Below are 11,373 nucleotides of genomic sequence, written 5' to 3'. Positions count from 1 at the left end.
GGTCTGGGTGGCAAAGCGGGCACCAATATTGGCGCTTTTTTGGCCGGTATTGACGTGTTGCGCGAGCAAACCGAGGGCATGAAGCTGAGCGAGATCGTCGAGCGCATGCTGGTCCACAGCGGACTGATTGCGCACTACACCGCTGACCGCGAAGGCGCCGACCGGGTGGAGAATCTGGAAGAGTTGGTGAATGCGGCGCAGAGTTTTGTGTCGCTTGAAAACTTTGGCCGGGATGCCAGCGCGCAACCGATGGATGAGCAGGGCCGGGCCTTGACCCAGTCACCGGCCTCGCAAGGGCTGGACTTCAGCCAGTCGATGCAGGAAGAGCGGGCGCCGGATGCCGATGAAACGGGTGAAACCCTATCGCCGCTGGCTGCCTTTTTGTCCCACGCCGCGCTGGAGGCGGGCGACAACCAGGCGCAGGCCGGGCAGGATGCCATCCAGCTGATGACCGTGCATTCCAGCAAAGGACTGGAGTTTGATTGCGTGTTTATCACCGGCATTGAAGAGGGCTTGTTTCCGCACGAAAACTCGATGAGCGACCGCGACGGCCTCGAAGAAGAACGCCGCCTGATGTACGTCGCCATCACCCGCGCTCGCAAACGCCTGTACCTGAGCCATTCGCAAACCCGCATGTTGCACGGCCAAACCCGCTACAACATGAAGAGCCGGTTTTATGACGAGTTGCCCGAAAGCGCTTTGAAGTGGATCACGCCTAAAAATCAGGGCTTTGGTTCCACTATTAATTCAGGAGCTACTCACGCAGGTTACACGGGGGCTAGAGGCCAATTTGGCACTGATTATTCAAAATACACGGTGGCTGCGGCCCCCGCTCCGGTGCCTGAGCAAAAGGCCGCACCCTCGCACGGATTGCGCAAGAGCATGAAGGTGTTCCATGCCAAGTTTGGCGAAGGCACCGTGGTGTCACTTGAAGGGGTGGGCGACGATGCCCGGGCCCAGATTAACTTCCCGCGCCACGGCGTCAAGTGGCTGGCGCTGAGTGTGGCCAAGCTCACGCCAGTTCCATGACCTGATCAAACCGGCGCGCTGGGTCCCCGGTGCGTTGACAGCTGTCAACACCTGGCAGCGACCCCCGCATGAAGATTCGCCTCAACACCCCACGTTGAGGAGATCGCCATGCCTGCCACTGCCAACCGTTATATCCGCTGGTTTCGAGAACTCTCGCTGACTGACATCCCTTTGGTGGGGGGTAAAAATGCTTCGCTGGGCGAGATGTTCCAGCAACTCACACCGCTGGGTGTGCGGGTGCCGGATGGGTTTGCCGTCACCGCCGTGGCGTACCGCGCGGCGCTTGATGCGGCCGATGCCTGGCCCGAGTTGCACCGCCTGCTCGACACGCTGGACAAGACCGATACCGATGCGCTGTCGCGTGCCGGTGCCCGGGCGCGTGAGATTGTTTACGGTGCTCCCATGCCGGCCGCCGTGGAGCAACAACTGCGCGAAGCCTGGCGCACGCTCAAGGCCGCCAGTGGCGAACATTTGAGCGTGGCGGTGCGCAGTTCCGCCACCGCTGAAGACCTGCCCAACGCCAGTTTTGCCGGTCAGCACGAAACCTACCTCAACATCCAGGGCGAAGAAATGCTGGTTGACGCGGTCAAACGCTGCCAGGCATCTCTTTTCACCGACCGGGCGATTTCCTACCGCATCGACAACGGCTTTGACCATTTCAAGGTCTACCTCTCAGTCGCCGTGATGCAGATGGTGCGCAGCGATTTGGCTTCCAGCGGGGTCATGTTCACCATCGATACCGAGTCCGGCCACCCGGATGTGGTGTTCATCACCGGCGCCTGGGGCTTGGGCGAAAACGTGGTGCAAGGCACGGTGGACCCGGATGAGTTTTATGTGCACAAGCCCACCTTCCGGCAAGGTTTTCGGAGCGTCTTGCGCAAGACCTTGGGTGATAAACAGGTGCGCATGGTGTATGCCCCAGGCCGCACGCGCGAGGCCGTCATCAACCGTCCGACACCCAAGGCCGACCGGCGGCGCTATTGCTTGAGCGATGCCGATGTGCTGGTGCTGGCCGATGCCGCCATCAAGATTGAAGACCACTACAGCCGACTGGCCGGTGAGCGCCGGGCCATGGACATTGAGTGGGCCAAGAACGGGCCTGATGGCGAAATTTTCATCGTGCAGGCGCGCCCCGAAACCGCTATTTCACAGCGCTCGGCCTTGCTGCTGGAGGAGTTTTTGCTGGATGACACCGGCCCGTTGCGTGCGACGGGTCGCGCCGTTGGGGCCAAGGTGGCGACTGGGCGCGTGCGGCTGGTGACTGACGCGCACCATCTGGCGGCCTTCAAGCCCGGCGAGGTCTTGGTGGCCGATACCACCACGCCCGATTGGGAGCCGGTCATGAAAACGGCGGCCGCCATCGTCACCAACCGGGGCGGGCGCACCTGCCACGCCGCCATCGTGGCACGCGAGTTGGGCATTCCGGCGGTGGTCGGCGCCGAGCACGCCAGCGAGGTGCTGCACGACGGCGAGACGGTCACGGTGTCGTGCGCCGAAGGGGCGGTTGGCAAGGTCTACGAAGGCGCGGTGGCTTTTCACAAACAGGTGAGCGACCTGACGAATCTGAAGCGCCCGGCCACCGAGATCATGGTCAACCTGGGTAACCCGGAGTTGGCGTTTCAGGTCAGCCAGATGCCGTGCGATGGCGTCGGGTTGGCGCGCATGGAGTTCATCATCAACGAGCACATCAAGGTGCACCCGATGGCGGTGCTGCACCCCGAGCGCATCACCGATGTGGCGGAGCGCGTGCGGGTGCTGGCGCTGTCGGTCGATTACAAGGACGGTGCCAGCTACTTTATTGAGCGGCTGGCCGAAGGCGTGGGCACGATTGCGGCGGCTTTTTACCCGCGCCCGGTGATCGTGCGCTTGTCCGATTTCAAGAGCAACGAGTACGCGGCGCTGATGGGCGGGCGCGACTTTGAGCCGCACGAAGAAAACCCGATGATTGGCTTCAGGGGGGCAGCGCGCTACATCCACCCGGCTTATGCCGAAGGCTTTGCGCTGGAGTGCGCGGCTTTAAAAAGGGTGCGTGAGGTGATGGGGCTTACCAACCTGAAGCTGATGGTGCCGTTTTGCCGCCGCCTGGAAGAAGCGCGCGGCGTGCTGGCCGCCATGGCCGAGCACGGTTTGAAGCGCGGCGAGAACGGGTTGGAGGTTTACGTGATGTGCGAGATCCCCAATAACGTCTTGTTGATTGATGAGTTTTCTGAATTGTTCGACGGCTTCTCGATTGGCTCCAACGACCTCACGCAGCTCACGCTCGGGGTCGACCGTGACAGCGCCATCGTGGCCGATTCGTTTGACGAGCAAGACCCCGGCATGCGCAAGATGCTCAAAATGGCGGTGGAGGGCGCCCGGCGTAACCACCGGCATTGCGGCATTTGCGGCCAAGCCCCAAGCGATCACATTGAGGTGGCGCGCTACTTGGTGGAGTTGGGCATCGACAGCATCAGCCTGACGCCCGACCGGGTGCTGCGCACGATGCAGGCAGTGCAGGCGATTGAGGTCGCGCTGGGGCGGCCCGGTCGTGTCCCCGACTTAAAAGCGAATTAGCGTTTCTTGTGGCTGGGTGCTGCCGCCATGCCTTCAGGCAGCACAGCACCTTTGAGCGATGCCTGGGCCAGCTTGAAAAACACGTCGGTGTTGTCCAGTACACCGGTAAACGCCCAAGCGCCTGGGCCAAAGGCTGAGAGCGGAATGTCGGTGGCGGTGTGCACGGCGCTGTCGCCCGGCACGGCGCCAGTGATTTGAAAGCGGCTGGCTACGTCACGGAGCATCGGGCCAGCCGGGTAGGCTGCCAGCGGTTCGGTTTTGACGAACGGTTGCTGGCTGTCCTGCAAGGGCAGGGCGTTGCTGCGCCAGTCTTCAAAGCGGTCCACGCCCGCGCCGTAACCCACCAGCAGGCGGTGGTCGATGTCGGTGGTTTCGGGGTAGCCGTCAGCGGCCATGCGGTATTTGGGGAAGCCGGCTTTTTCGTAAATGCCCACCACTTTGTCGCGCACGTTGGCGCTGCCGCCTTCACGCACCAGTTCTTGCAAGCGGGCGTCGCTCACCAGCGAGCCGCCGATCAGGGCCACGCCCGAGCATTCGTGGTCAGCGGTCACGATCACCAGCGTGTCGCCACGCTTGCGGGCAAACTCCTGCGCGACCTTGATGGCGCGGTCAAATTCGATGGTGTCGAGCAACCAGCGCTCGGTGTCCATGTTGTGCGCCTGTTTGTCGATGGATGCGCCTTCGACCATCAGTACAAAGCCTTTTTTCTGATGTTCCAAAACGGCCAGCGCCTTGGTCGCCATTTCGTCGAGCATCGGCTGGTCGGGGAAACCGTAGTCGTCCACCACGCGGCCAGTCTGGCCTTTTTGTTTGGCGCGACGGCCGTCAATCTTGTCCAGCGCCACGTTCATGTTGGAGTACGAAAACAAGCCCAGCAGTCGCTCGGTTTTGGCTGGGTCAATGGTATCGAGGGCGGTTTTGTCAGCGGCGTAGCTAAAGCCTGCGGTCTTGAAATCGGCCAGCAGGTCGCGGTTTTTGTCGAGCTGGCCGGGCGCTGCGCCCCAGCGCTTCACTATGTCAGCCGTGTGCGCCTCGGTGCCTGAAAAAGCGTAATCGGTGCGGTCACCGCGACCGGAGCCGGGCACCGTGGCAGGCAGAAACCACTTGCGACCACCGCCCATCAAGACTGTCAGACCGGTGAGACTGCGGTCATCAAAGAACTGGTCGACGATGCCGGTGCCTGCGCCCCGGTTGCTGGTGTGCACCGCATTGCCGGCGGGCGTGGCGTCAAACACGTCGGCGGTGGTGACCAGTCCCAACGCTTTGCCCTGCGTGCGGTGCAGGTACTCGCTCAGGTACTCGATGCGTGGGTTGTCAAACGGGTCGGTGGTGTCGTCAGGGAACACGCCTTCTTCGTTGTTGTTGTTTTTGTTGCCTGAGACATAGGCCGTCATGCCAGGCGCGGAGTCGGTCACCACCGAATTGAGCGAGGCGGTTTTGACCATGCCACTCACCGGAAACGTGTCCATCGCCAGCGGCGTGATGACCTTGCCCTGGGCGTAGCCACCCGCCACGATGCGCGCCGCCGTGCGCTGGGCCGCGCCCATGCCGTCGCCCAGCAGGATGATGATGTTTTTGACTTTTTGACCACCCGCGACCAGGGGCACCACCTCGAAATTGCCCTGCGCTGTGACGGTCTGGCCGTCGCTCTGGGTGGCAGTCACGCTGAAAGTGTGCAGGCCCGGTTGGCGCACACTGACCGCTCGCACGGTGGCCAACATGGCGTTTTTGGGGACGGATGTCAGGCAGCCGGTGGCGCAGTCGCGCAGGGCGACTGGCGCTGCCACTGCCTTGCCGTCGATGGCAAAACTGGCACTGCTGATGCTTTTGCCGGCCTCGTCAGGGCGCAAGGTGGCTTGCAGGTCAAAGCGCTGGTCGGGCAAAAAACGCGCGGTGACAGGGGCCGCCTGGCCGCTGCTGAACAACTCGCTTGGGGGCGTCAGGCGACTCACCGCTGGCGCGGCCTGGGCAGTCGTGGCCGCCAAAATTGCCAGCGTCAAGGCGCTCAGCAACAACGGAGTGGCAGGGCGATGGGCGGTAGTCGTAGTCATAGGTGGAATTCAGTCAATGGATTAATCAGGGTGCGTAGATGCAGAGCACATTCAGGCCTGCGGCGGATTCAGTGCCGGTGCTGCAAGCTGTGCAAATAGCCTGCAAGTTCAAAAGCGTTCATGCTGCGCGTGGCGTCGGCGTCGAGTTGCAGTCGCACCCACGACACCCGGCCATCGGTTTCTTCATGGCGACTCACGTTCAGCCGGCCGTTCACTGTCACTAGACCCCGCACATAGGGCACGACCCAGTCTTGCATTCCGGGGTCGAGGTAAACCATCACCGTGGTGGCGGGTAAATCATCGGCATCGCCATCGGCGTTTTCGCTCATTTGCACCGGGCGCGGGGTCAGCATGAAGCGCCCGGCCACCGCGTTTTGCTGCTGCACCATGTAGCCCACCAAGCGCACGGTCTGACCATCGGATTGCAGTAGTTTGTCGCTGATCTCAACGCCAGCAGGCCCCATGGGCGAGCGAAAGAAATCACGAAACCGCAGTTCGGTTACCGGGCGCGTGGCAACGGGTTGAATGACTTGGGGCTGGGCTGCGCCCATCCAGAGCGCGGCCGTGGTGGCCAGAAGCACGCGCAGTGGCGTGGTCAGGCTGGCGTGGCGGTGGGTGCTAAAGGGCAGTCGAAAACGGAGTGTCATGGCTTGCTGGCGCTGGCGGCAGTAAATGCTGCCAAGCGTAGTCAGCCTTTATGACGGTGTCATGACGTGGTTTTTTCAGCCGTTTCAGCCGGGAGTTCAAAGGTGTCGCGAAACGTGAAATACAGCGAGGTGAAAAACATGGCCGCCATCAGTAGCAGCACAGGAAACAGCACGTCGCCCGCCAGTTCCGGGTTGCCTACCAGGGCGGACAGCGTGGTGACCAGCACCACCGCCATCACCAGCACCGAAAGCCACATCACGCCAAAGACAGCAAACGCCCAGAAGTTGCGCAGACAGGCCACGGCGCTGAAAAACAGGCTTTTGAGCGGCGTGAAGTCATGCCAGTAAATGAGGGCCGGGGCATGCCAGAACGTCAACGACAAAGGCAGGTGCAGGCCGATAAAGACCCACATGGCGCCTTGAAATTCTGGTGCCATCATCATTTCGCGGGTGGGTGTGGCGCCGCCCAGATAAACGCGGGCAAAGTCGCCGCCGTCCACCAGATAAGACGCGCCCATCGCCAACAGAAAACCAAAGGCATACAACCCGCCCAGCACCAGCATGGCACGGGTTTTTGCTTTGTCACCCCGAAAGGCGACCAGCAACACCAGGGGCATGGGGAATTTGCCCTGTGTGGCCTCAACCGTGGCGGCCATCAGGCCCAGGGTCGCAGCCGGCAGCAGCGTCATGGCCAGCACAAAGCCGATGTAGGGCACTTGCGAGGCGATCGTCATCACGGCCATGAACATGAAAAACAAGCCGGTGAGTGCCAATGGTTGTTTCAAAAACGTCCGAATGCCCAGTTTGACCCAGACGATGCCAGTGCGTGCTGGAAGCAGATTCAAATTCATGAAGTCAGGCCACCGCTGGTGCTGAGCAGGTCCGGGTGGGTGGCGCGCTCGCGCAACACCCGCTCGAAATGGCCGGGGTCATGGGCTTGTAGCATGCTGGCTTCGCGCGGCAGGTACACATCCCACAGCCGTGACAACCAAAAGCGCAAGGCTCCGGCGCGCAGCATGGCCGGCAGCAAGTCACGCTCAGCTTGCTCCAGTGGCCGCACGGCGCTGTAGGCGGCCATGAAACTGTTGGCACGCTCGGCGTGGTGGGCGCCGGTGGGCAGGTCAACACACCAGTCGTTCAGGGTGACGGCAATGTCAAACAGCCAGGTGTCGATGCCTGCAAAGTAAAAATCAAAAAAGCCGGTGAGGTGAGGTTGGCCGTCCAGCGTGTCAAACATCACGTTGTCGCGGAACAAGTCAGCGTGAATCGGACCGCGGGGCAGGGCGGCATAAGCCGAAGATGCCGCTACATGGTTTTGGTACGCCAACTCGCTCTGAATCAAGGCCGCTTGGGATTCGTCCAAATACGGTAGCACCACGGGCACCGTTTCGTTCCACCAAGGCAGGCTGCGCAGATTGGGTTGCGACAGTTCAAAATCGCGCCCTTCCAGGTGCATTTTGGCCAGCGTCGCACCCACCGCAGCGCAGTGCACCGGGGTCGGGTTGAGTTCGCTTTTGCCCGGTAATTTATTGACCACGGCGGCTGGTTTGCCTTTGACCTCAAACACCAGATCGCCCTTGGCATTGGCCGTCGGGTTGGGCACCGGGATGCCGCGCTGCGCCAGGTGCTTCATCAAGCGCAGGTAGAACGGCAGTTGTTCAAACGTGAGCCGCTCAAACAGGGTCAGCACGTAGTCGTGGGTTTCTTCTTCGACTTTGGTGGTGGCGAAGTAGTTGGTGTTCTCGATGCCGCCAGAGCAGCCCTTCAGGCTGGTGAGTTCACCGAGTTTGAGTTGCTGCAGGAGGACCCGCGCCTCTTGGGGAGAGACTTCTGTGTAAACCGCCATGGCTTAAAAACCCAGTATTTTCCAGGTGCGCTCACCGCTGGTGGGTGCGACCTGATAAGCCGGCATGCCGCCTTTGGGTTGAACGTCGATGCTTTGGGTCTCGCCACCGATGCGCAACTCATCAATTTTGGAGTCGGCATCTTCTATGTGAATGCGCTCGGTGCGTTTTTCGACCGCACCGGTTGCGCCAGACGCAGAAGCTGGGGGTGAGTTGGCCGCGGCCGGAGTCGCAGCGGGAGCTTGCGCCCAGCAAAAGCTGGCACAAGACACGGACAGGATAAGGATGAGGGCAGAACGCATGCCTGAATTGTAGTTTGCGACATTGGCGCGGCACCTGTCACTGGCAAAATGGGCATATGAATGAGCCCCAAACAATGAAAAAAACCTTGCTGCTGGTCGATGGTTCCAGCTACCTGTACCGCGCTTTTTTTGCCGGGGGCGACACCATGAGTGCCACCTTGCCCGACGGCACCGTGCAGAAAACAGGTGCCATACGCATCATCATCAATATGCTGGAGAAATTGCGCAAGGAATACCCCTCCGACTACGCCGCCTGTGTCTTTGACGCCAAAGGCCCAACCTTTCGCGATGACCTGTACCCCGAGTACAAAGCGCATCGCTCGCCCATGCCGGACGACTTGCGGACCCAGATCGAGCCGATTCATGAAGTGGTGCGGCTGATGGGCTGGAAAGTGCTGGATGTGCCAGGCGTGGAAGCCGATGACGTGATCGGCACGCTGGCAGTGATTGCAGCCGGGCAGGGCATCGAGGTGGTTGTGAGCAGCGGCGACAAGGACTTGGCGCAACTGGTGAACGAGCACATCACCATCATCGACACCATGAACGGCAAACGCCGTGATCTGGCCGGTGTTGAGGAAGAGTTTGGTGTGCCGGCGCGGCTGATGGTGGATTTTCAGACGCTGGTCGGGGATGTCATTGACAACGTACCCGGCGTGCCCAAAGTGGGCCCCAAGACCGCTGCCAAGTGGCTGCAGCAATACGGGTCGCTGGAAGCGGTGGTGGCCCATGCCAATGACATCAAAGGCGTGGTCGGCGAGAACTTGAAAAAGTCGCTGGACTGGCTACCGATGGGCCGCCAATTACTTACCATCAAGACCGACTGCGATTTGAATGGCTGGGTGCCGGACTTGCCAGCTATGGATTCAATAGCTACTGGCGCAATGAATACGGGGGCTCTAGTCGTATTTTATGAAAAATATGGGTTCAAGGGCTTGGCCCGGACGCTGGGTGGCGCGGCAGCAAATTCTCAAAATGGCGCAGACTCAGGAATGGGGATCGGGTCCAAGAAGCGCAGCCATGCTGGCGCAGACCCCCATGCCGGATCGAAGGCTGAACCGGGCCTGTTTGATGAACCCGACCTCTTCAGCGACTCGCCAACGGAGGAAGCGCCCACCCCGGCGCGCATCTCCTCCTTGGCTTACGAAACCGTTCTGACCTGGGATGCCTTTGACGCTTGGTTGGCCAAAGTGCTCGCTGCTGATCTGGTGGCTGTGGACACCGAAACCACGTCGCTTGATGAAATGCGCGCCGAGATTGTTGGCGTCAGCTTCAGCGTGACCCCTGGCGAGGCGGCTTACATCCCGTTGGCGCACAACTACCCCGATGCGCCCGATCAGTTGCCGCGCGACGAAGTGTTGGTCAAACTCAAGCCCTGGCTGGAAAACCCGGCGCATAAAAAGCTCGGTCAGCACATCAAGTACGACCGCCATGTATTCGCCAACCACGGCATCGAAGTACAAGGCTACGCGCACGACACCATGCTGCAAAGTTATGTGCTGGAAGTGCACCGGCCGCATGGTTTGGCCAGTTTGGCCGAGCGCCATCTGGGGCGCAGCGGCATCAGTTTTGAGGATTTGTGTGGCAAGGGTGCGCATCAGATCTGTTTCGATCAGGTCGAGGTGGCCAAGGCGGCTGAGTATTCGTGTGAAGACTCCGACATGACGCTCGACGTGCACCGGGTTTTGTGGCCGCAGTTGCAAGCCGACGCCAAGCTGCTCTATATATATGAGCTTGAAATCGCCAGCAGCGAGGCGCTGTACCGCATCGAGCGAAACGGCGTGCTGATTGACGCGCCAACCCTGGCCACCCAAAGCCATGAACTGGGCACCCGCATTCTGCAATTGGAAAAAGAAGCGCATGAGTTGGCGGGCCAGCCCTTTAACCTGAGCAGCCCCAAACAGATTGGCGAGATTTTCTTCGTCAAACTCGGCCTGCCGATCGTCAAGAAAACCCCCACCGGCACACCCAGCACCGACGATGAAGTGCTGCAAAAACTGGCCGAGGACTACCCGCTGCCAGCCAAAATTCTGGAGCACCGCGGCCTGGCCAAGCTCAAGGGCACCTACACCGACAAGCTGGCGCAGTTGGCGCATCCGCGCACCGGCCGCGTTCACACCCATTACGCGCAAGCCGTGGCGGTGACCGGGCGCCTCTCCAGCAACGACCCCAATTTGCAGAACATTCCGGTGCGTACCGTTGAGGGCCGCCGGGTGCGCGAGGCGTTTGTGGCACCGCCGGGCTGTGTGATTGCCAGTGCCGATTACAGCCAGATCGAGCTGCGCATCATGGCGCACATCAGTGGCGACGCCGCGCTGCTGCTGGCTTTTCATGACAACATGGACGTGCACCGCGCCACCGCCGCCGAGATTTTTGGTGTGGACACCGCCGCCATCACCAGCGAACAGCGGCGCTATGCCAAGGTCATCAACTTTGGTCTGATTTACGGCATGAGCGCTTACGGTTTGGCCAAAGCCCTCAATATAGACAACACCGCAGCTAAAAACTACATCACACGCTACTTCGACCGCTATCCTGGCGTCAAGTTGTACATGGACCACACACGCCAGAGCGCCAAGGCCAATGGCTATGTCGAAACCGTGTTTGGCCGGCGCCTGTACCTGCCCGAGATCAACTCGCCCAATGGCCCGCGCCGCGGCGGTGCCGAGCGCGCCGCCATCAACGCACCGATGCAAGGCACGGCTGCCGACTTGATCAAACTCAGCATGGTCAAGGTACAACAGGTGCTGGACGACGAAAAACGCGGCTCCAAAATCATCATGCAGGTGCACGATGAACTGGTGTTTGAGGTGCCAGAGTCAGAGGTAGCCTGGATCAAGCACGAGATTCCGCGTCTGATGGCGGGTGTAGCGCACCTCAAAGTGCCGCTGCTGGCCGAAGTCGGCGTGGGCCCCAATTGGGACAAGGCACATTGACAGATAAACCTTTT

General features: G+C 60.8%; 8 protein-coding genes. 3 read left to right on the top strand and 5 right to left on the bottom strand.

The window, feature by feature from the left end:
* Together WCG50_RS13895 and ppsA are read left to right on the top strand one after the other, a co-directional pair.
* The coding region (locus tag WCG50_RS13895; RefSeq protein WP_336900200.1) for a 3'-5' exonuclease at positions 1-1,029 on the top strand (1,029 nt) is incomplete at its 5' end.
* Between the two features lie 108 nt (positions 1,030-1,137).
* Positions 1,138-3,582 carry a phosphoenolpyruvate synthase gene (gene ppsA, locus WCG50_RS13890; RefSeq protein ID WP_336900199.1) on the top strand — a complete coding sequence of 815 codons (2,445 nt, stop codon included), beginning with the start codon at positions 1,138-1,140 and terminating at the stop codon, positions 3,580-3,582.
* Here ppsA and WCG50_RS13885 read toward each other — a convergent pair.
* From WCG50_RS13885 to WCG50_RS13865, 5 genes are all read right to left on the bottom strand, one after another.
* Positions 3,579-5,633: an alkaline phosphatase gene (locus tag WCG50_RS13885; protein WP_336900198.1), complete on the bottom strand. Its 2,055-nt coding sequence runs from the start codon at positions 5,631-5,633 to the stop codon at positions 3,579-3,581. The genes ppsA and WCG50_RS13885 overlap by 4 nt on opposite strands.
* A gap of 68 nt (positions 5,634-5,701) precedes the next feature.
* Positions 5,702-6,280: a hypothetical protein gene (locus WCG50_RS13880; protein ID WP_336900197.1), complete on the bottom strand. Its 579-nt coding sequence runs from the start codon at positions 6,278-6,280 to the stop codon at positions 5,702-5,704.
* 59 nt (positions 6,281-6,339) lie between these two features.
* A complete protein-coding gene (locus tag WCG50_RS13875; protein WP_336900196.1) occupies positions 6,340-7,131 on the bottom strand; it encodes a BPSS1780 family membrane protein in 792 nt (263 codons plus the stop codon).
* The gene (locus WCG50_RS13870) at positions 7,128-8,126 is read right to left on the bottom strand and encodes a homoserine kinase (protein WP_336900195.1); all 999 of its coding nucleotides are present in this window, start codon (positions 8,124-8,126) and stop codon (positions 7,128-7,130) included. Before WCG50_RS13870 ends, WCG50_RS13875 begins: the two co-directional genes overlap by 4 nt.
* 3 nt (positions 8,127-8,129) lie before the next feature.
* A complete protein-coding gene (locus WCG50_RS13865) occupies positions 8,130-8,426 on the bottom strand; it encodes a hypothetical protein (protein WP_336900194.1) in 297 nt (98 codons plus the stop codon).
* Between the two features lie 56 nt (positions 8,427-8,482).
* On the opposite strand from WCG50_RS13865, the gene polA reads away from it, so the two are divergent.
* On the top strand, positions 8,483-11,359 hold the full coding sequence (gene polA / locus WCG50_RS13860) for a DNA polymerase I (protein ID WP_336900193.1): 2,877 nt from the start codon (positions 8,483-8,485) through the stop codon (positions 11,357-11,359).
* Positions 11,360-11,373: the final 14 nt, after the last annotated feature.

It is taken from the genome of Rhodoferax sp., assembly GCF_037143375.1.
Lineage (GTDB): Bacteria > Pseudomonadota > Gammaproteobacteria > Burkholderiales > Burkholderiaceae_C > Rhodoferax.
The sequence above is the reverse complement of the archived record's forward strand: the minus strand, read 5'-3'. Positions and strand labels throughout refer to the sequence as shown.